This is a genomic window from Sphingobium sp. FW305-3-2-15-F-TSA7 (assembly GCF_058787155.1).
Map to the genome: position 1 here is coordinate 57,963 of NZ_JBYSZM010000002.1, position 20,366 is coordinate 78,328.

A 20,366-nucleotide genomic window follows, 5' to 3' on the forward strand; every position below is an offset into this window, starting at 1 on the left:
TCGCGATGCGCGGGCGGGCAGGATCGAGCCCGGCAAAGCCCGATATCGCGGGGCCGACATATCATCGCAAAGAAAGTCGCAACTTCCCGTTTGCATCCCTGCAAAACCGATGCTAACGGGCTGCCTCCCAACCGGCGGTGCTCCTCGGCACCCGCCACCAAGGCCGGTACGGACGCATAGCTCAGTTGGTAGAGCAGCTGACTCTTAATCAGCGGGTCCTAGGTTCGAGCCCTAGTGCGTCCACCATCGCAGAAATCTGCGATAAATCGGCAATCGATACCCTCGCAAAATGGGGCCTAAAATCGGGCCCAGCAATCACCAGGCAAGCACGGTGACCATCGCGCCTGCGGGTGGGGTTCTTGGAAAGGGCTGACTGTTCAGACCTCGGGCAGCGGGCATTTCCCGGCGCGCCACTGCACGACGCGAAACAGCGCTTGGCCGCGTTGATGAGCGCTTGAAGCTGCGATCGTCGTCGGCCTGCCCGGGTTTTCCTTATTCCAGAAATTCACTTCGTATTGGATTGCCTCTTCGCACGCGGCGATTGTGGCATCAGCGACAACCGGGGCAGGATCAGGCGCAAGGGACATCCGAGCTGCCCAATGGTCAACGCATGACACCAGCATCTCGCGCTGCTCGGTCCAGTTCGTCGCCACGCGTGATACTCGTGGACCGATCGAACCGCAGACAGTCGGATTGCCCGTCTGATTGCAGGCCGCCAGCACGACGCACAAACTCAAGGTCATAGGTCTCAACATGCAGCGCCCTCCCCCTTCCCGATGACCTCACGAAACTTGATGTTTTTCCGGCACAGCCGCCACGCGGACGTCGGTTCATTTTGACTTACTCAGTCGACGCCAGGTCAGCGTAACGAAGAGCAGCACCATCGCAAGCTGCGAGGGGTCGATAGATATGCTGGCACTCATGGCGGTCTCCTTCCGCCCAATCGCTATATGTCGCGCGTTGGGCCTTCTACCGCCGTCAGATACCTGACTATCAGACGCTAACGCAGTGCGACCAGTGAACATGATGAGCCCGGTCTCCGCCCTGACCTTTGATGTCCGACCCAATGTGGAGATGGGACCGATCCCTCGAAATCGGATCAGGTTGGCCGTGCCATACGGCGGGACCTGGGCTAGCCTGGCTGCTGCCGCATCAGGGCCGCCCCCGCCTTGGTGTTGCCACTCCACTAGAACCGCAAAAGAATGCCCCGGATCCGCCAGAGATCCGGGCCAAGTGCGATCTGCAAGCGCAAACGGATCGAGGGAGGCGTGCTCGACGCGCCGGCAGGGCCAAGTGTTTCACCACTATTCAACCCGTTTCGAATCTACTCCGGCAGCTCTTTTTGCGCCGCAGAATCAGTGAACCGAGCGCCGACCATAGGACATTCGTATTGATCCATGTTGAAGGACGGAACGCTCCAAGCTCATGCGCTTTTAGGGTGCATGGCTATCTTCTTTTTCAATATCAATAATGGTGCTGGGTATCATCCCGATTGCGAGGGAACGACCCTTGCCTCAATCGAGGCCGCCCGCCGGCACGCGATGAGGATAGGCGCCGAGATCATGGCGGACGAGATTATCAGCGGCAGCACAGAGGTCGCCCTAACGGTCTATGTAACAGACAGAGCTGGTTCAATCTTGATCACGATGCCCATGAGAGCAAGCGCCGGGATTGCGTCGTCCACGAAAGACCCGCTTCCGCCCTCTTCAAACCCGCGGCGCCTTTAAACGACGTCTTGCACTTGCGCGGTCTCGTTTGCGGCGTTGGCCTCGCACTTCGGCTTCCGTGCCGCCAATCTCAACCACGTCTCTGCGGCCTGGGCATGAATGCGTGCGCGCTGCGGAAGTCTTTCAGCTTCTGCGCGGCGCATTGCTTCCTTGGCACGCATAATCAGTACATCGCGAGTTTCACGGATCGGCGTCACATCTGTCATTACGCCACCACCCGCAGCTCGACAGGATTTCCCTCGCGGGCGATCCGCTCATATTCGTTGGCGATGCGAAGATGCGCCTGCTTGGCGCATTTGTCTGCCGCCTCCTGGGCGCGCTGGCGCTCTTCCTGAGCCCGCCGCTGGAAATATCTCACATCATCTTCTGTCATGGTGCGTCTCCATTTCCGGTTCCCCCCCGGCTATGGGCGCAAATCATCTAGCTCGGCGCAGCACCAAAATCATTAATCCAGATCAACGACATAGAGACTTTTTGGAGCCGTTTCATAGCAAGAGACCGGGAGTTTCCTCCCGGTCTCCGCGCGCCTCAAGCACGACTCATAAGCCTAGGCTAGCGCGCACCGACCGCCGCGCAATGCGGGATGCATCCAGTTTGGAGGGTTCCGCCATTCTGGATCTACCCTGACTCGACTCCAGGCCTTCGAGCACGGGACAAAGGGCATGCAACAGGAAGATACCGCGGCGAAGGCGGGCCGCGCCAAACAAATTGAGCGGCGGCCGGCAACTCAGTCCCACGCCGTGGGCGTAGGAGCCAGGTGCCTTGTTCTGCCGACGAGATTTTATGGTTAGCAAAAGCTTGCAAATTTAGCAGGAGCTTGCTAACTCTCTCCTGCGGCCGGAATTGGCCGTGCGTTCGCACCCCAATTTTGGGGGCGAAGAAGATGGAGGCTATCGTGACGCCCTTTGGACAGCTCCTTCGTCGCGAGAGGCAGGATCGCAACCTGCTGCTCGGCGACTTGGCGAAGCTGCTTAAGATCAGCACCCCATATCTGAGCCAGCTTGAAACCGGACATCGGTTCGTGCCGGACGGGCTGGAGGATAAGGTGATCAAGGCGCTTTCGCTCAATCCCACAGAATCGAATGAGCTCAAGCGCGCAGCAGCGTTGTCGCGCTCCCAGTTCTCAATTGCGTTGGGCAAAGATGCCAACTTGGAAGACCGTGCGTTGGCTTTTGACATCGCCGAATCCTTTGCTCGGCTATCGCCCGAAGCAAAGGCAGAAATTCGTAAAGCCATAAGGGAGGGCAACAATGGTTAAGGCCACGCGCATCGCGCGGCCGAGGTCGCTCGACGAGATTGAAGAACTAGCCTGGCAGGCGCGCGCGTCGTTTGGGCTGCTGCCCTTCGAGCGCGTGCCCGTCGCTCACCTGCTTGAGCATGTTGTACCGAAAGTGATCTCGGGCTTCCACATCCGCGTTGCGGAGCGTGGGAGCCTGGGCCGCGCTGAAGCAGTTACAGACAGCGCTCAGCCGTTCATCACCTTTGACGATGCAATTTATGACGGCATGTGCCGCGACAGGAAGCGACCGCGTATGACGGGCATCCATGAACTGGCGCACGTGCTGCTTCACACCGGCCAGACCGGCTTCGCCTTCCTGCGAAAGCACGACCAACGTGTCGATGTCGAATGGCAGGCCGACGCCTTCGCAGCCGCATTCCTAATGCCGGAGTGCGCATTTCGGCAGGTCAAATCGATTGAAGAGGCCATGTTGCGCTTCGGTGTCAGCCGGGATGCCGCGTGCTGCCGAGCGCGAAATCTGAAGATGCACCGGCTTGTCTCGGCGAAGCCGGCGCCTCGCAGGTCAAAGAAAAAAGGGGCACGGACGAACCGCACCCCTTAGGAAAAGCCTGGATCAGAAGCGGCCCCTGAAAAGGGTGAGCTATCCAAAAACCGGCCATTAGCACCGTCGAGATAGGCGGGATCGGTTAAGGAGGCAAGAACGAGGGCCGCAAAAAGTTCGGAGAACCATCGTGGCCTCCCATCCTCTTCCCCCACCGGGCAAGAAATGGGTGTTCGTAAAGTGGGTCACTAAGGACGGAAAGCGCATCCATGCCAGCTGGTATGGCAAGAAGGCGTTCCGGATCTTGGTTGACGCTGCATAACGGCACCCAGACCTTGCTCAAATTCCAAACAGGCCGTGCCCTTACCGGGTGCGGCCTGTGGCTCGTCAAATCCCCAACCTCCATTCCGGACGTACCCCCACCGAGTCCTGCGATGCAATGTGCGGCTTTCCACCGAGGGTTATGGGGAATGCTGAAATCGGTAGTGCTTGCGGGCACCGCGCTGCTGCTCGGGTCAGCGCCGGCTTGTGAGACTGCATGTCAAATAGCAGCACGTTGGGGCATTACCTCTTAGGAGATTAAAATCAGCCCTTCACCGCCTTCCCCCATATTTTGGGGGCCTTTGGAGGCTTGCCTTTGGGGCGCTCATCCGGATGTATCCAGCTATCCGGCGGAGCATATTCGGCTGGGCGCCTGATCGGCCCCTTCTTGCCTTCAACAATTTCGCCCATCACGCATTGCTCCAATGTCAATTTCGACAAACTGAAATGTGCGAAACAATGCGGCTGAACCTTGTTCGGAACGGATTTGGTCGGTGGGGCAACCGCGAGAAGCCGCTTATGCTCGAAGCGACCCCTAAATGCCTTTGCGGTTGCTGCTTGGTCAGAATCAGCGCTCAGCAGGATCGCCAGATCGTACACGTCGTCCACCCCGTCGAGCATGAGATGAAGGGCCACGTTGATGTCGGATTGCTTCTCGTTCCACTTCTCGCCGTCATGGACATGATGGCCTGGAATGATGGTGACGCCGCGTGCTCGCTGAGCCGCGTTGAAGGTGTTGTGGCGATCGCGGCTGTCTGGAAGGTGGGCGGGCACCGCTGTGCAGAAAACCACTTTGACGAGCTGCGCGCCGTGCGGAACGCAGATAATCTCGCCCAGTTTCCAGAGGTCAGCCCACTTGAGATGAGGCTCATTCATCTCCTTTATGGGATGATAGAGATTGAACCCGTCGATGTAGAATGCAGCCCTACATTCAACTTTTGGTTGACAATCGGCCTCGTTCAAACTACATGCCCCCTCACAACGCGATGCCGTTCTCGGCATAGCCAGCCCCGGCACTTCGGTGACCGGGGTTTGTTGTTTCTAGCCTGTTGATCTGAACGGTCCACGTTTTTCAGCGCTTGGGCAATGGGTCGCGGCCGACGCAGTCGCTGCAGAATCTTATGGACATATCTTCGCTCCCCGGCTCATCTTCGCAATCATGCGCCTCAATCAAAGCTGATCGATTACCTTCATTCTCTCACGTGTTATGAGGTCGTCGGCGAATGCTCGCATAACGATGTAAGGGCGCATGATGGGGCTCGAGAACCGATAGCGAATCCGCCGAGATTCACCCACGCGCTGCAACATCCCGCCACGACTTTCCTCGCTCAGTTCCTTCAGATGCCGGGCGAAGTTAGGGATGTCGTAGTTTCGATCCGTGATAATCCTCAGCGGTGCACGAACCGACGCCGCGGTGAAATATCCGAGATCGTCGACTTCAGCCAGCGCGCAAGCCAGAAGTACCTCTTTGAAGATATGGCCAGGCTGTTGGCTTTTGGTGGCGTCGTAATACGCATTCTTTATCGACTGCTGCCATTGATCGAGCGCCCTGCGCATTCCAACAGTGACCTGAGCTCGATCGACAATCTCAAGGTTCGCCAGCGTCGTTGCGCGTACCGCGTTAAGCGATAGGAGATGGGTGATATAGGGAATGCCTTGCGAAAGCGCACTTATTTCTTCGACGGCGCTACGTTCGATCGAAATGCCGAGCCTGATCATGCCCTTCTCGACAATGTCCTTGATCTCCTGCGCCGACATGCGCGGCATGGGGATTTGCACCAAGACCCTCTCAATTGAGCCGTGCCCCTCGATCAATTCGTCAACGGAATCTGCCACGCCGATCAGGAGGATTGTCGCTCCGACGGCGTAGTCGGACAATGCCTTGATGGTGTCCGACATCTGGATGGTGACGCGTTGATCCGAAATCCGATCAAATTCGTCAAAAATGATGAGAAGCACTATGCCGTCCGATAAGTTAGCCAGCACTCGACGCACATGATCGGGGCTCAGTTCATCAGGAAGTGACCCGACTAGGGACGCCTTTTCGACGGTATCCTCTGCGGAGAAGCCCAAGCCGGGCTTTTGTGTCGATATCACAATGTCTTGAAACGCTTTACGCCATAGTGACGTGAACGTGTCCGTGGCGTCACATGTGATGCGAGGAACTAGCCAGTTTCCGGAGTCAGTGAGCAGGTTCGTAATCATATTGGCGAGCGAGGTTTTGCCCACCCCCCTCTCGCCGTACATGACCGCATGATATCCGCGCTGGGTAACGGTATCGAGCACAGTTTGAAATTGCTCTATCCGCCCTGAAAAAAGATCGCGCTCATTGACGGGCGAGCCAGGTGTGAAAACCTGCCCGGCCTGTGCGGATACCGTGTTCCAGTCCATATGATGCTCCGTTCGTTGCACGAAGCATCTAGTAAAGCATGCAACTCGTCAAGTGCGATGCCTATGTGATCTAATTACCCTCGAGATCGTGCATACTCGCCCATGGATGCGCTTCGGTTTGGGCTCGTTGCGGCAATTTTTCGTCGATTATGGTTTGGCGGCATTTTGCTTCACCGACATGTCCGCCCGATGCGCCGGCCATTGTCCCAATCCTGCCGGTAGATCGCGTGCCCTGCTTTGAGCTGCGCGCACGATAGGTCTAAGCCGCCCGCATAGACGACGGCGATCGTTCGGCCATACCGATCCTTGCTCACCCGATCGATCCGAACAGGGCCGCGGCTGATCATGCGCCGCAGATTGTCGCGCGATGCGATTGGATCACCGTCGGCGCAATGACGCCCAGGTTGGCAACGCCCCATCTCGGGAGCGTCGATCCCAAGGAGCCGCACGCGCTCCGATCCGCATCGCAGGCTATCGCCGTCAGTGGCTTGGCAGCCCGTCATCACGACGGCGGCCAGTATCGTTAAAATCACTGTGTCCAAGCCCCCTCGTCAGGCCCTGCCAACTGCATGACCTTCTCCGAGATGTCGATCCAGAACCGCACGCCATCATGATCGGCCGTTTCCGCGAGCGCTCGGATGCGCTCGGCAATGAAAATGCCGACTTCATCGCCATGCATTTCCATGACCTTCGCTGCGAATGCCCAGCGCTCCTGTTCCGGGGTCACTGCTTCGTCGCGAGCATCGCATCGATTTCCGGAACGGTATCGCCGAGGTCGATGCTGCGTTGCCAGAGGCCCGCGGCGAGCGTCGTCAGGGTGGCCGCTTGCGTTTGAGACAGATCCTCATGGTGCTCGGCGATAAAGCGGGCGAGACCGAATACCGCGCTTGCAACCGGCAGGTCAGGCACCTGCTCGGACAGCGCGGCGATGATGGCTAGCATATCAACTTCGGTCGGCTGGCTCATAGCAGGGCCGGCTGGTCAGAGGTCTGCTGCATTTTTCGCTCCGTCCAAGGTTCGTCGGTGTGGTCGATATGGATCAGTTCAGGCGGGAATGTCCGCGCCTGAAACGCGATTACATCATCTATCGTACCAGACAGCCAGCGCTCATAGTCGTCAGGCAGGAGCAGGACCGGCATTCGATCCTGTATCGGCTTGATCGCTTCGTTCGCCGCCGTGGTCACGCCGGCATAGACATTGCCCCATTCATGAGACGACCGCCAAAGCCCCGCCCAGGCAATCAGTGGCTGGCCTGTGACGCTGAACCATGTCCGCGTCATCGCACCCCTGCGGCCCTCCGGTTCCGCAAAATCGGTGATCGGGATCAAACATCGGTGCGCAGGGTCGGGCGCGACCCGTCGCCACATCGGCAAGGTCAGGTCGGCAGCCTGGTTGATGGGCTTCGGCTTCGATCCCCGCTTGCGCATGGCAGCGGTCAGGAGAGGAAAGCCCCAGACCATTGATCGAAGCTGGCGGACACCCTCATGCTCAACGACGGCTAGGCCGGGCGTTCCGGGATGCGTTTCGAGAGGCATGTTGAAGGCGCGAGGGATATCCGCCCTGAACCATTGGGCGACCTCTTCGGGGCTCTTACGCGTTCGCTTCAAAACGCACATAGTGGCTCAATCGTTGGCGGCGGCGATCTTAGTGCCCGGCTCGATACCGCGTCGAGCATATTCCTCTTCGACAAGATCGAGCCAGGGGGCGTCGCCGGCAAAACTGGCAACCCCTTCGATGGCATCGATCCATGCTTCATAAAGGTCGTCCACCGTCATGTCCGGCAGGCGAGGCGTGATCCACGCGCGCATGTCAGTGATGCGGGTGCCGTGGATCGCAGCGGCGACATCTTCGGGCTTTGTCATAGCGGTTCCAACATATGAGCTGACGACTCGGTTGCATAAATTGACCATAGCGAATCGCTCGTTTGTTCTCTAGATGTTCTCATCATGGTCGAGCCCGAAGACATCCGCATTGCTCAAGCGCTGATCCGGGCCGGTGCCGCTGCGCGTCGGGCGACAGAGGGCGAGAGTGAACAGGTGGAAGACGAACAGGCGCTGGCGGAAGCCATATGTGCTCGACTGGAAGCGCTTATCGAACCTGAAGCCTGACTGTGGTGCAGAAGCAGCCCGACCGGCTGACCATCTTTGCCCTCTATGTGATGGAGGACCTGGCCGCCGACGCTTACAAGCAGATTGGCCCGATGAAGCGCACATGGTCTACGCGTCTGGCGCTCGCCTATCTCAATCGGCAGGGACTGATTTCCAAGGAAGTTGCAGCGAATATCTGGGAAGGCCTCGTCCGTCCGAGTTGCGATCACTCAGACGCGACATGGGCCTATTGCCGGTATCGCGACCTGAACAGATATGTGGAGTCGATGTTCAAGGATGCCGGAATCTACCGCGGCGGGCCGGGGCGGCGCGAGATCGGTGACGTCGCCCATGTGCGGCCGTTGGTTCCCGCGCCACCCGATCGCACCACCTATGTCCCGCCACCGCCCAAGCCGCCATGGGAGCCTGAAAAGCCGCTGACCGACGAGGAATGGCACGCCCGGAAGGCGTTCATGGACGCGACGCGCGGGAACAGCATTCAGACGAGGCACCCCCGATACGCGCGAAAGAAAGGCACCACGGTGAAGGACGGATCGCGGTAGCAGGCGGGTATCATACCGGACGGTCTGTTAACGCCCCACTTGCAGACATTGGGCGGCGCGTTAGCTTCGCCGCCATGACACGCTGGATCGAAGGAAGCATTTCCGTTGTGCAATGTGAGGTCGAGGGACATCTGACGTCCCTCCTTACACTCAGCGGGGATACCGACATGGTAACGACAGGGATCGCTTCGCTGTCGAGCGTAGTCGGCAACGAGATCGTCGTCGCTGAGTTGGACGCCAGCGAGCTGGAAGATTCATCGGGCGAGAAATTCCGGCGCCGAATCAACGGACTGCTTGGCCGAGATGATCTTAGGTTTGTGCCGCTGCGGCGGACGGAGATAACCGCCGGCTCCGCCGGATCAACGTTTCAAGTCTTCCGAAAGGCATATGTACCGCCCCGTCTGGTTTTTGCCTGCCCAAGGTGTGACGCAGACGCAGTCGCGATCCGCACGCAGACGCCGACCAATTACAAACGTGACGGCGGGATGCTCACAGTGATGGCCAATCTAGAGATTCGAGACAGCGCCCTTAAGTGACCGCTAACCACCCAGTCCCAGTCGTTCCGCACGCCATCGGCGGGTCCCGAATCCCGACGGTCGGCTAGCGCCCCAATTGCAGACATGACAGTCCTCTGCCATCATGATCGATGAGCCAGAGGGTAGAGCGTGACCGACCAAAAGTTGAGCCGAGCTATGGCCATGGCTCTAAGTGATCTTGAACGCGAGGGCGAAATCGTAGTCACCTCGCCAAGCGTTGATCCGTTGGCTGATCGATTAGCCGAAACAGCGCTCGGCGTTGTTCCAAGCACGGCCCTGTCGTTTGGCGAGCTTGTAGGCGTGCGGAGCCTGATCCTTCATGCGATATCTGACAAGCGGTTCTTTGATCGGGAGATGCCGACCTTGACCGGTTTCACAGCGGCCGAGTTTGAGCGGATCGCCGAGAAGCTGCCCCGCGATTAATTGGGACGGCAGCTAACCACCCATTTGTCGTCATTCGCGATCGGAGAGGCGCTCATGGAAGCGGTCAGGCAGGAAGCTCCCCAGAAGTGGACATTCAGGCAAATCGAAGGCGTTCCTATTTGCTGCCATCCTGTCTGCGAGGTAGTTCACTCCGAACGGAGGGTGGCAGATGGAATGTGAAAGCATCGCGGAGAGCATGTCCGTGGAGGATGGCGTGGTGCAAATCGCGTTCGACCTCGCTGGGTCGCCCGCTACCTACCTTATCCTCTCGAAGCCAAGTGACGCCGACGCGAAAGACGAGTTCTTCGGCGAGGATCATTACGCTGAAGTGCGAGATCAGCTCTACGGCGGATATGGAGCAATTGAGTCGCTTGAGATCGACCATGCCTCGCGATTCCACATTCGGTTGAAAGCCGCCGTTCCGGACGTCGGCAGAAGCCTCACAATCGTCAGCCGCTCGCCAATGTCCGATACGCTCATGAACGAGTTACGGACGCTGGAAAGGCGTTGAAGACAAATGTCTGCTATGGCGGCGATGGCCGGCCCGAAAGCCGCCAGTCGCCTTACCACCCACTTTCCGCCATCCGTCCACCGCCTAGCGGCTTAGGCTTGCCGTAGTCGCAGACACCGCCACCCGGTCGTCCCTCAGGCACAAGCGCCTGCGAACAACGGGAACCAAGAGCATGCAGCGGACATTACGCCGCTGTGAGGAGGTGATCATGGCAGACGACAAGAACCAGCAGGACGGACGCGATCGGAGCAAGGTTGCCGCCGAGGAAGAATATGAGCTGGACTATTTCGCCGAGAAGCACGGTCTGAGCCGGGACGAGGCGCGCGGCTTGATCGATAAGCACGGCAATAGCCGGGAGGCCCTGGACGCTGCGGCGGCACGATTGCGCGCTAGCTAGAGCTGGCGGGCCATGTCCACGCCGCGGGATGCGCGAACAGTGAGCTGAACAGACCTGGCCTCATATCATCGAACGGCCTCACGGACGCCAAAAAGTCTGTCGAGGTCCAGGTCTGTCGCTCCCGGCGGGAGATCATGCTGCGTCCGCAATTTCGTCGGCCGAGCGGCGATTGGAAGGATAGGGAATGAAGTCGCACTCCCGATCCCACATCGTAAGCATTACAATCGCGAGTTTTCTTGCCAGCGCGACGCGGGCTTTGCGGACGCCGGCGCGGCCGGCAAGCTCGATTCCCCATTCTTTTAGTTTAGATGGCGCGGTGCCCTTTCGAAGGAGGCAAGTCGCTGCTGTAACCAGCAGTGTGCGCGCACGTTTGTTTCCCATTTTAGAGATGCGACCCTTTCGTAGCGAATTGCCCGATTGCCGAACAAGGGGTACTAACCCCAGATAAGCCCCGACCTCTTCATTACGTCGAAAACGCGACGGGTCTTGGATCAAGCTGTAGAAGGTGAGAGCAGTGTTCGGTCCGACACCGGGGACCGTCATCAGGCGACGGCAGACCTGATTCTGAAGCGCAAACTTCTCTAGCTTCCTATCAAGGCGGATGACCTGCGCCCGAATTGTTTCGCTTAAATCGAGGAGATTCTCAACATCATCTCTGATGGCAATTCCTTCGACACCTTCGATGCCCGCGATCTGACCCACCACACTTTCCCGAAGCCGCGTCGGACTCTGGGTCGATACGCGCCTCCCCCCGTAAAGGGCGAGCAGGCCTTGCAATGCACCGACCACAGTCACCTTCTGCCGAATGAGCATTTCTCGCATAACGAGCTGCGATTGGAGGTGCTGGAATGCCTGATTCTTGATGTGGACTTGGGAGACCACCCCGATGCCGAAACGTGTGACCTCGGCGATACCCTGGGCATCATTCTCATCTGTCTTATTCCGCCTGATTGTCAGGAAGCGATGAACCTTCTTGGCTTCAAACACGACGACGTCGTACCCAAGCATTCTGAGGTGTCGGACAAGGTGCGATCCCACCCCTCCTTCAATCCCGACGCGGGTCAGGCGAGTTTTCACGAGAGCAAGCGCTTTATCGATCGCGGCGACCGTGCTGGGCAGTGACGCCTCGAGAACGGGCTTCCCGTTTTCATCAATTACGCAAAGGCTGGTTTCCCGCTCTCCCGCATCCAACCCTGCCCAAAGCATATCGCCCAAGAGCTTGCCCCATAATGGTTGAGGGGTTCGGCGATAGGTCACGATTCGGGGTTGCACCCCTCCAAGACATCCGGCGTCACGAACCCCCGGCTTTTTGAGCCGGCGCTCTTCATTTCACTCAATGGTGACGCGGTGATGACTGCTTGCTGAAATTCCTGGATATTCTGCCGGCCGGCAGAGGTGCGTTGAGGGAAAGTGACTATGCCATGGACCTATGGACGGCCGTTCCGGAAGGGCTGTGGGGTGCACGGCACAGGCCCTCAAGACGGACCGGGGCTTGTCGCCGAAAACCGCGACATGCTGGCGCAGATAGCTACGATGAAGTTCGAGGCGGACGAGGGCGAGCCAGACGGGACAGTGTGCCTGACGGGGCTCGATATTGAGGGCTAGGCACGGGAATGCGGCCCCGCCTTTTGATCTATTCCTTTGGGACTGCCTTGCGAGACGCACGCGCCTTAGGCTTCGCGGTCGGCTTGGGGTTCGACGAAGGTTGATTTTGCATAATTTTGACAAGCGATTTGCGGCGCTCTTCGTTCGCAGCACGCTCGCGCGCTCTATCGCTCTCGTCGTACGTGTTCGTCGAGATCTTTCGGAAGCCCGTAGAGACATGCTTCCAATCTTCCCTCAGGTGCTTGAGGTGTTCCGCCACTTTCACGAGCGGGTTCGGTGATTCCAGGTGACCCGTGCCCGCGAAATCCGCCATTGAAAAGGTATAGACGAGTGACTGGCGGTCGGTCGACTGAGGGGACACGGCCCAGCTGATCGAGACCGTAAAACTTTGATCCCGGTAGCGGCTAAATTCGCCCAGATAGCTCGAAAGCTGCTGGCCCGGCTTCAGCAGACTGATGCGTTGATACGGCACCTGTCCATCGTCGTTGTCGCCCTTGGTCAAGGGGGGATCAAAGGCGACCTCCACGTCGAACGCGGCGGCATTACCGGTGTTTTCAACGCTCAGGTCGATATGCATGATCGACCACTGATTGGGTTCGAGGCTGGCGACCACCTGCGGTTGCCCGGATGCATCCGCCATGCGCTTCGTTTCAAGCGCCAGTACCCGCGTCACGCGCCACAGGAATAATGTCGCCACTGCGGTCACGATGGTGCTGAGGAGGATTCCCCAGGTTGTTATTAGCGCGACCATCATTGATCTCCCCCGCGGGCTTGCTCTCAACACACAGGCTGAGCGCGCCAAAGCCAGGCGTCAATCCAGCATCCGATCCGAACTGGTGCGGTTGATTTTGATCGCCCCCTATCAAGCTGGCCTGCGCATGGATCATGAACCATCGGCTTCCTGATCGCCAATGTGGACCTAACCCGGCTGGACTCATCTCCGCGCCAAGGGCAAGTTCTGGGCGGGAGGGCTGTCGATGGAATGGAAGCTGCGAAGCTGGTGGCTATCGGCGTCACCGAGAACGCGCGCAATCTCAATAACAAGATCAGCCGGGGCGGATTCACCGCTGCGTTCCTGCTCCAATGCTTAGAGGCAGTCGGCGCCACGTCCCTACGTTTGTCCGATTAGCGTTTGCGCTGATCCTTATCGCATGCGCGATCGGCTTCATATGGGACGTATCAGCCTATCAGGCCACCGATGTAGCCGAGGCAAGATATGCCGCCGACAACCACGCCGCACGCGCCGAGAATGAGATCAGTGGTAAATGTGCTGCTCTTCCGCCTTCCGGAATGGTGGAGTGCATTGAAGAAGCCGTAAAATCCTCCCGCGAAGATCAGCGCGGAGAGTTTGATCTTCAGGCGCAGCGGCAAGCCGCCAGATGGACGATGATCGCTGGAGCCGCCGCTTCGCTCGGATTTTTGGTGAGCATAGTGGGCGTTGGGCTGGTTTGGACCACCTTCCGTGAAACTCGCAAAACGAATGTTCTTGCTATGCGAGAACACGCGAGATCCACTCGACGAGCCATTGCCGGTGGCGAAGAGACTGCCAAAGCAATCCATGCAGCCAATACAACTGCGAAGGCTATGGAGGCTTCGAACGTCATTACACGCGAACTGAGTCGCGCCTGGATTGCCATAAATTGTGAATTTACCGCCTGCTCTGAATTCCAAGGAACCCTCTTCGTTGATGGAAATCTAATTTTTAAGAATGTCGGCAAAAGTCCTGCGCGCGCGTTTCAGCAGCATAGCATTTTGCTGCTCAATAACGACCAATATGCTGACAAGCTCATAGACTTTTTCGAACGCGCTGGACGGGTGGCGCTGGTTGGCGGCGATGCGCTCATGCCGAACGAAGAAATATCGATTGGCTTTCAGTTTGAAACTGAGATTGATGAAAGTGACTATTTTGAGGACGAGGGTTTTCGCGGCACGCAAGTCTTCGTCGCCGCGAGTGTTCAATACCGCTCGCCGGGTTTGGCACGCAAATGGTCCACTGCTCAGACTGCTCGATGTTTTATCCTCAAACGGGTACTTACCAGCGGGGTGGTTGACCGAGGCCTTGCAGAGGGCTTCACTCGGATCGAAGGGCCGAACATGCGAGCAGAACTGTTCGACGTTGGGCGCACCACCTAGAGCTAGCGCCAGCCCTAATAGCCACCCGCTAATCACGGCCCGCACTCCCGCTGGCCTTCGCCATCGCATCCCGTGACATAGGCATCGGGCTTGGTGCATTTGCTACATATTATCGCAACGCTCCGCCACTGACACCGAAACCGACCGGCGGCAGTGGCACGAACCACGACACGACCCTGCTCTCAATTGTCCAGTACAAACCCCGTTGGCGGGGGAGGTGCGCCTTTTGGCACGGGGAACAGCCGAGCCGCAGCATCGGCCGGCATGTTCAGGCCCGGCGCGCGCGGTACTGCCTTCTTATACCCGCCGAACAGTGCTGCCCGCGCTTCCTTGCGCGCCGTCTTCTTCACGTCGTCGGCAATGTCCTGGCGATCCTCTGGGGTGCCGTTCTTCCATTCGGGCGTGTCGATCGCATCCCGCATCGCCGATTCCATGATCGTGCCAGACAACATGCGGTAATTATCATGCTCGGCGCGGGTCAGGTCGCGGCCACCCACCTTGCGGGGAACTAGGCCGATCCGCACCCCGGCCGCCAGCATCTCGGAGTTGAGCCGGTCGTTCTTCGCCGTCCCCGTCCAGATCGGCGACACGATATCGGGGCCAACCCCGCCTTCGCGGACAATCTCTTTGCCCCATACATCGCGCTTCGCCGGCAGATTGTCCGACAGGCCGGGAATGCGCGCCTTCACGAAGTCGAGCGGGTCCCGCGTCTCGCGTAAGGTCGGATCCAGCGTGCGCGCGGCCTGACCGACGATTGCCGGCACAGCCAGCGAGCCAGCGAGACGCCCGACGACACGCTTTGCATTGCGCTCCGGATCCTCAAGCGCTTCGACGAGATCCGACATGCCCGATAGCCAGGTCTTATCGCTGAGGTTCTTCATGATCGACGCGACAAGCAGCGTTACCGATTCCTCGCTCTGCTTCTCGGTCATCGCCGCGCCCTTCGTTGCGAGATCGGCGGCAACGCCCAGAGTGGACGCGATCGGGTCGAGCCGCTGATAGGAATAATACTGGTCTCCGATCTTCACGCTGTACGGCTGCCAACCGTCGGCGCGCATGAACGTCTCGGCGCCCTGATCCATTGGCCCCGAGCCGGTGATATAGCCATCGGCAGCCAGTTGCGCCGCCAGCATGCCCAGGCCTGTACCGAGCGACGCCCGCGCAATGGCAAGATCACGCTGCGCGCCGCCCGCCTTAATGTCCGCGCGCCATTCCTTGAGGAACGGTGCCGCCGGCGAGCGCTCCAAGACATGCTTGAAGATATTGGCCGGCGTCCGGACGAAGGGCAGGAACAACTTGGCGATTGGCATATTCTGGGTGAAGCGCGACACCGATTGTCCGGCAGGCCCAAGCGGACGCTGGAAGGTGAGATAGCGGGCATAGTCCAGGGACATATCCGCCATCTTTTGATCGGGATTGGCGATCAACTCATCGACTCGAGCTCGGAGCGCATCGCCCTTGAGCCCTTCGAATGTTGCCTTGCGGGTGGCAAGACCGGCGATCTCCATGCGCCTGGCAATGGCCTTGAACAGTTCGTCCTCCGCCGCGAGTGCCCGGGTCGGGAATCGGATGACCTCGCCCTTGCTGCCCGAGATGGCTTTCTGCGTACGCGCTTCCACCTTCGTCACGAAGTCCGGAACCTCGCCGGTCTTGAGAGTGCGGCCGAAGGCGCGCAGCCCCTCCCGCGCACCTGTCAGGAGCCCGACGGTACGGGCGCCCAATTCGCGGGCGACAACCCGATCCTCATCACCCAGGCGGGCCGCGCGCCGTGCGCCACCGATCGCCGCCGCCGCCGCCATCTCGGGAAGCTGCAACGCCGCAGTGATGGTGTTCGACAGGATATTGACCGCGTGCGTCTGCGGCCCCGACAAGATCGAGTTATACCAAAGCTCGACGAGCTTATCTGACCATTTCGGCTTGAGCGCATCGATGGCGAATTTCGTGACCGCACCCGGAGCGACGCCGCGTTCCTGCAGGTCGAGAATTGCCCTTGCCGCGTCCTTCAGCCGGTCGGCACCGCCGCTGCCCTCGATCATCGCCGCATGCACGCGGCCCTTCACCGCATTGCCGCGCGCCGCCATCTTGAACTGCGCCAGCGCGCGGCCCGCCTCTGCCGTTGCCCCGGTCACCTGCTCCTGAATTGCCACGTGCCGCAGCCATGCCTGGCGGAATGCCGCCTGTTCTTCATCCGAGCCGCCATCGACACGCTGCGCCAGCCTGATCAGCTCATCCGACGACTTCGCAAGCAGCTGGCGTGCCGCAAGAGCTTCCTCTGCGTTGAGCGCTTGCCCCTTCCTGCGCTTCAGCAGATCGCTGGCCGTCATTCCGAGCTCGGACGCGAGCGCTTCCGTCTCGCCCTGGCTGATCCGACCGCGACGCGCGGCATCGAAGCCCCCTACCCGGTGCTCGGTCGTTTGCAGCAGCCGTCGGATGTCGTGCCGCGTCTCGACCTTCGACAAATCGATATTGCCGACGCGCCCCCCGACCTTGGGCAAATCCTCATAGGCAGTCACAGGAGGCGCGTTCGCCTCCAGATCGGATTGCGTGATCGGCTGGCCCAGATCGTCGACCAGCGGACGCCCTTCGTCTGCCGCCTTCTCGACCGCGAAACGTTGACGGCGCGCTGCCTCGAAGGCATCGACCTCCGCAAGATCCTCCGACCGGAACGAGCGATTACGGCCCGCGTGCGTGGCGCCGAGCGCGTCGAGAAATTCCGTCACTGTTGGGCGCTCGACATGATCCGGGAAATAACCCGCCTCCCACGCCCGCAACGCCGCCTCATCGAGATCAAGCCCGCGGTCTGCGTCGACCAGCCTGCCAAGCCTGTTCTCCGCCTGCGCGAAGTCCAGAGCGCGCGGGGTGTTGTCGATGCCCATATGCGCCAGCTCGCCGCCTTGAGGCTTCACGCCCCCATTTGCGCGCAGCCAGGACACCAGATCGAGCGGCCCCTTGCGCGGGAGTGTGCGACTCGGATCGCGGGTGGACGGCAACCACCGGGTTTCCAGTTCGGCGCGCTCGTCGCCTGCACGCACCGGCGGGCGCAAGCCTTCGCCGATCGCCTGGGCTTCCTCGAGACTTTCCACCGCGTTTCCGGGAATGGGCGTGATATCGCCGGGTTCGACCTGTTCTGCCATGGCCGCCAGCTCTGCCGGCGATGGGCGCTCATCCATGGGACGGACGTGGCCGGAGAGCGGCGGCGCATCGAGAATGAAGCCGGTTGGCGGCGGCGGACCCCGGCCAACATCGATCCGGTCGATTTCACGCACCGGTGCGGAGATGGACAGGTCGTCCAGCCCCTCAGCATCCATGTTGGCGTCGCGCTCGCCACGAACTTGCCGTGGCATATCGACGCCCGCAATATCGATCCAGTCGGGCGAGCGCGGCGCAGGAGGATTGAGCAGGTCCGAAACACTCAGTCGGCCCTTGATCGCCGTCTGCTCTGGGTCGAGAGCAATCACGACGCGATGGCGTGGACCATTGCCGACGCGTCCGCCCCCGACATGGGTGATTCCGTCGTGCCCCATGGAGCGGATCGCATCGCTGACAATCTCTGCGCCTTCCCACTTGGGCAGCGTCGGGTCGTTCTCCATGATGGCGCTTTCAAGCGCTCGAAACGCGTCCTCGTTTGTCGCGCCGGCGGGAACATCGAAACCGTGTTCGTCTGCCAGTGCCGCCCAGGCCGTGCGATCGGCCGGCGCGTCCATGTCAATCGGGTTTCGGACGCTCTGCCCGACCGCGTAGATCGACCTATCTGCATCGGCTACGTCGCGAATGCCCTTGCGACTATAGCTGGCCGCAACTTGGGGGGAATCGGTTAGATAGGTGCCGGTGCCGAACAGGCCGTAGCCGCTTCGGGCATACGGGTCGAAAGCGTCGATCGCCCCATTCGGTGATCCGTGAAGCATGACTTCGGGCAAGGCGCGATCGTCGGTCGAAAGCCCCTGGCTTCGCGCCCATGCATCGATATCACCCTGCACATCCTCCATGTCGCGCGGTTGAGGCGCTGGGCGCACAGGCTGGCGCGTGTCGATCGCCGGCTGTCCGCTGCGAAGACCTAGCCCCTCATCGAGCGATGCGGCACCGGGTATAGACTGCGCTACGTCCAGCCGGTTCGGCGAACGCTGCAGCGCTCGGAGATTGGCGAACCGCTCCGGCATCACATCGTCGATCTGGTCCTGCGCCCAGCCACGGCCGCGCAGCGATGCGGCGATATCCCTCTCGACGGTCGCGAGGTCGACACCGCGCACGCCCAATTCATCGACCACGCCGCGGAGCCGGTCATATGCTTCGCGCAGGTGCGGCGCTTCGGCGCCCTCCTGCACCGCCCGCACCCACTCCGGCTCCGAATGCTCCATCAGCGTCCGCCGCACCACATCCAGCAGTTCGGGCGTTTCCTTGCCGCGGAGATCGACGCGCGGTGACGAAGGCGCGAACACCGGGCCATCGGCAGCTGATCGCTCGAGCGCGTCCATGCCTCGAGGCGTGATGGCCGGTCCATCGAGAGTAGGATCGACGGTGCCGTTCAGCACGTGATCTATATCCGCGGTCCCGCGACCACTGACACGCGGCACCGATTCCGCAACGCCGCGCCGAGCACGCTTTACGGCATCAACCACCGTTTGCCCGAGCTCGCCTGCGCCATAGCCCAGCGTCGCGCCGACACCTGCGCCGAGTGCCGCGCCTGGCAGGCGGTCGATGATATTACCCTCACCCGCGCCACCGCCCGCAACGCCACCCTCGACGGCACCGGCAATCGCGAGTCGCCTTGTAACCGCAGTGCGGGCAGCTGCTCTCGCCTCAGCCACTGTCGCGCCCTTGAGCAGCGCGGCGCGCATAGCAGCTGCGCCTATGCCCTCAATCGACGCGCCGGGGATGATCAGGCCACTACCGAGCTGACCGCCGAAACGGGCGTATGGATGGTTTGCATCGTCGAAGCCGAGAATAGAGCGGTTCTGATCGATATTGTTCCACAACACATCGCCAAAGCGCCGTTCGCTGTTCCAGATGCTCTCCCGACCGGGTGTGCCGCCGAGCGAGTCCACCACGCCACCCAGCTCGTCGAGCATGTTCACTGGATCAGCGAAGCCGCGGACGAATGATCCTGTCGCGCCGTCGCCAAGATCGGTCAGTACTTGGGGGGCTTCGGCATAGGTCAGGCCGCCGACCCGCGTGTTCGGCTTGGCACGCTCCTTCAGGAAACTATCAATCTGGCCCTCGTTGATCGTGAAGCCCGATTGCTTGGCGTAGTTGAGAATATCCTGTTTTGTTGATTTCGGATCGCTGACGATGGCCATATAGCCCTGAGCAATCTCGGGTCGGAGGCCCTGAAACGGCGTCGGCTCATCCCAGAATACCGCTTCGCCTTCGCCGAACGAGCCCGGCTCGGCAGCCTTCCACGGCCCGTCTTTATGCCGGAACTGAGAGGGCGTCTCGAATTTGCCCCCATGCGCGCCCAGCCGGTTGAGCCGCGCTAGGCGCTCAGCCTCCATGTACGCGGTGCGGCGCTCTGGATCGTCCTTCAGATAGTTGGGCTCGGCGATGCCGAAACCCTCACGCAGGATGGGCTGGCCTGGATCGATGCCGTCCGCATCCATGGTGACGACGGGGCGGCCATAGGTCAGCTCGCCCGTGCCAGTGAGTTGAGCGCCTGGCAGCAGGTCCGCCATGATCTTGCGGCCCCGCTCCCCCAGCGGCACGATGCTGTTGTCGCGGGCGCGTCCGACTTGGCCCGTCTCGAACGCGTCATAGCCCTTGAGCCTCGCATTGCGCCCGTCGGTCAGCCCCACCGTGTCGCCATCGGGAGCCTGCCCGTTCGGGATCAGCACGACTGGCGCCGGCTTCTCCGTTTCCTGATCCAGCACGAAGCCAGTCGGCACCGGTGGCGCGGAGCG

The 20,366-nt window shown here is 60.3% G+C and carries 23 protein-coding genes and 1 tRNA gene; 12 read left to right on the forward strand and 12 right to left on the reverse strand.

Features of this window, described 5'->3' with window-relative positions:
* Positions 1-170: 170 nt before the first annotated feature.
* Positions 171-246, forward strand: a tRNA-Lys gene (locus AC3WN8_RS01605).
* A gap of 131 nt (positions 247-377) precedes the next feature.
* Here the strand turns inward: AC3WN8_RS01605 and AC3WN8_RS01610 are convergent.
* Entirely contained in the window at positions 378-755 is a 378-nt protein-coding gene (locus AC3WN8_RS01610; RefSeq protein WP_492667623.1) for a hypothetical protein, read from the reverse strand.
* 687 nt (positions 756-1,442) lie between these two features.
* Here AC3WN8_RS01610 and AC3WN8_RS01615 point away from each other — a divergent pair.
* Positions 1,443-1,727, forward strand: coding sequence for a DUF6894 family protein (locus AC3WN8_RS01615; RefSeq protein WP_492667624.1), 285 nt, complete (start codon positions 1,443-1,445; stop codon positions 1,725-1,727).
* 205 nt (positions 1,728-1,932) lie between these two features.
* On the opposite strand, the gene AC3WN8_RS01620 is transcribed toward AC3WN8_RS01615, so the two are convergent.
* Complete coding sequence (locus AC3WN8_RS01620) at positions 1,933-2,100, reverse strand: hypothetical protein (protein WP_492667625.1); 168 nt, start codon at positions 2,098-2,100, stop codon at positions 1,933-1,935.
* A 510-nt stretch (positions 2,101-2,610) separates the two neighbouring features.
* Between AC3WN8_RS01620 and AC3WN8_RS01625 the strand changes: the two genes are divergently transcribed.
* Complete coding sequence (locus AC3WN8_RS01625) at positions 2,611-2,985, forward strand: helix-turn-helix domain-containing protein (RefSeq protein ID WP_492667626.1); 375 nt, start codon at positions 2,611-2,613, stop codon at positions 2,983-2,985.
* A complete protein-coding gene (locus tag AC3WN8_RS01630) occupies positions 2,978-3,568 on the forward strand; it encodes an ImmA/IrrE family metallo-endopeptidase (protein ID WP_492667627.1) in 591 nt (196 codons plus the stop codon). The genes AC3WN8_RS01625 and AC3WN8_RS01630 overlap by 8 nt, the downstream gene beginning before the upstream one ends.
* 525 nt (positions 3,569-4,093) lie before the next feature.
* Here the strand turns inward: AC3WN8_RS01630 and AC3WN8_RS01635 are convergent.
* From AC3WN8_RS01635 to AC3WN8_RS01665, 7 genes are all read right to left on the reverse strand, one after another.
* Positions 4,094-4,792 (reverse strand): NYN domain-containing protein, encoded by a 699-nt coding sequence (locus tag AC3WN8_RS01635; RefSeq protein ID WP_492667628.1) that lies wholly within the window; start codon positions 4,790-4,792, stop codon positions 4,094-4,096.
* A 207-nt stretch (positions 4,793-4,999) separates the two neighbouring features.
* The gene (locus AC3WN8_RS01640; RefSeq protein WP_492667629.1) at positions 5,000-6,220 is read right to left on the reverse strand and encodes an AAA family ATPase; all 1,221 of its coding nucleotides are present in this window, start codon (positions 6,218-6,220) and stop codon (positions 5,000-5,002) included.
* A 170-nt stretch (positions 6,221-6,390) separates the two neighbouring features.
* Complete coding sequence (locus tag AC3WN8_RS01645; protein ID WP_492667784.1) at positions 6,391-6,753, reverse strand: thermonuclease family protein; 363 nt, start codon at positions 6,751-6,753, stop codon at positions 6,391-6,393.
* A complete protein-coding gene (locus tag AC3WN8_RS01650) occupies positions 6,750-6,947 on the reverse strand; it encodes a DUF6961 family protein (RefSeq protein WP_492667630.1) in 198 nt (65 codons plus the stop codon). The genes AC3WN8_RS01645 and AC3WN8_RS01650 overlap by 4 nt, the downstream gene beginning before the upstream one ends.
* Positions 6,944-7,186: a hypothetical protein gene (locus AC3WN8_RS01655; protein WP_492667631.1), complete on the reverse strand. Its 243-nt coding sequence runs from the start codon at positions 7,184-7,186 to the stop codon at positions 6,944-6,946. Before AC3WN8_RS01655 ends, AC3WN8_RS01650 begins: the two co-directional genes overlap by 4 nt.
* Entirely contained in the window at positions 7,183-7,836 is a 654-nt protein-coding gene (locus AC3WN8_RS01660) for an SOS response-associated peptidase (protein WP_492667632.1), read from the reverse strand. Before AC3WN8_RS01660 ends, AC3WN8_RS01655 begins: the two co-directional genes overlap by 4 nt.
* Before the next feature lie 6 nt (positions 7,837-7,842).
* A complete protein-coding gene (locus AC3WN8_RS01665) occupies positions 7,843-8,082 on the reverse strand; it encodes a hypothetical protein (protein WP_492667633.1) in 240 nt (79 codons plus the stop codon).
* Positions 8,083-8,166: 84 nt separating this feature from the next.
* Between AC3WN8_RS01665 and AC3WN8_RS01670 the strand changes: the two genes are divergently transcribed.
* From AC3WN8_RS01670 to AC3WN8_RS01695, 6 genes are all read left to right on the forward strand, one after another.
* Positions 8,167-8,328, forward strand: a complete 162-nt coding sequence (locus AC3WN8_RS01670) for a hypothetical protein (protein ID WP_492667634.1) — start codon at positions 8,167-8,169, stop codon at positions 8,326-8,328.
* Positions 8,329-8,333: 5 nt separating this feature from the next.
* Positions 8,334-8,870: a hypothetical protein gene (locus tag AC3WN8_RS01675; RefSeq protein WP_492667635.1), complete on the forward strand. Its 537-nt coding sequence runs from the start codon at positions 8,334-8,336 to the stop codon at positions 8,868-8,870.
* 167 nt (positions 8,871-9,037) lie between these two features.
* Positions 9,038-9,406: a hypothetical protein gene (locus AC3WN8_RS01680; RefSeq protein WP_492667636.1), complete on the forward strand. Its 369-nt coding sequence runs from the start codon at positions 9,038-9,040 to the stop codon at positions 9,404-9,406.
* Between the two features lie 129 nt (positions 9,407-9,535).
* Entirely contained in the window at positions 9,536-9,829 is a 294-nt protein-coding gene (locus AC3WN8_RS01685) for a hypothetical protein (protein WP_492667637.1), read from the forward strand.
* Between the two features lie 169 nt (positions 9,830-9,998).
* Positions 9,999-10,340: a hypothetical protein gene (locus AC3WN8_RS01690; RefSeq protein WP_492667638.1), complete on the forward strand. Its 342-nt coding sequence runs from the start codon at positions 9,999-10,001 to the stop codon at positions 10,338-10,340.
* 208 nt (positions 10,341-10,548) lie between these two features.
* On the forward strand, positions 10,549-10,737 hold the full coding sequence (locus AC3WN8_RS01695) for a DUF3606 domain-containing protein (protein WP_492667639.1): 189 nt from the start codon (positions 10,549-10,551) through the stop codon (positions 10,735-10,737).
* 132 nt (positions 10,738-10,869) lie between these two features.
* On the opposite strand, the gene AC3WN8_RS01700 is transcribed toward AC3WN8_RS01695, so the two are convergent.
* Together AC3WN8_RS01700 and AC3WN8_RS01705 are read right to left on the reverse strand one after the other, a co-directional pair.
* On the reverse strand, positions 10,870-11,943 hold the full coding sequence (locus AC3WN8_RS01700; protein WP_492667785.1) for an IS110 family RNA-guided transposase: 1,074 nt from the start codon (positions 11,941-11,943) through the stop codon (positions 10,870-10,872).
* A gap of 427 nt (positions 11,944-12,370) precedes the next feature.
* Positions 12,371-13,096, reverse strand: a complete 726-nt coding sequence (locus tag AC3WN8_RS01705) for a DUF8453 domain-containing protein (RefSeq protein ID WP_492667640.1) — start codon at positions 13,094-13,096, stop codon at positions 12,371-12,373.
* Positions 13,097-13,324: 228 nt separating this feature from the next.
* Here AC3WN8_RS01705 and AC3WN8_RS01710 point away from each other — a divergent pair, with 228 nt between their 5' ends.
* Entirely contained in the window at positions 13,325-13,471 is a 147-nt protein-coding gene (locus tag AC3WN8_RS01710) for a DUF6471 domain-containing protein (protein ID WP_492667641.1), read from the forward strand.
* Complete coding sequence (locus AC3WN8_RS01715; protein ID WP_492667642.1) at positions 13,426-14,475, forward strand: hypothetical protein; 1,050 nt, start codon at positions 13,426-13,428, stop codon at positions 14,473-14,475. Before AC3WN8_RS01710 ends, AC3WN8_RS01715 begins: the two co-directional genes overlap by 46 nt.
* Before the next feature lie 182 nt (positions 14,476-14,657).
* Here the strand turns inward: AC3WN8_RS01715 and AC3WN8_RS01720 are convergent, their stop codons facing one another.
* Positions 14,658-20,351 (reverse strand): hypothetical protein, encoded by a 5,694-nt coding sequence (locus AC3WN8_RS01720; RefSeq protein ID WP_492667643.1) that lies wholly within the window; start codon positions 20,349-20,351, stop codon positions 14,658-14,660.
* Positions 20,352-20,366: the final 15 nt, after the last annotated feature.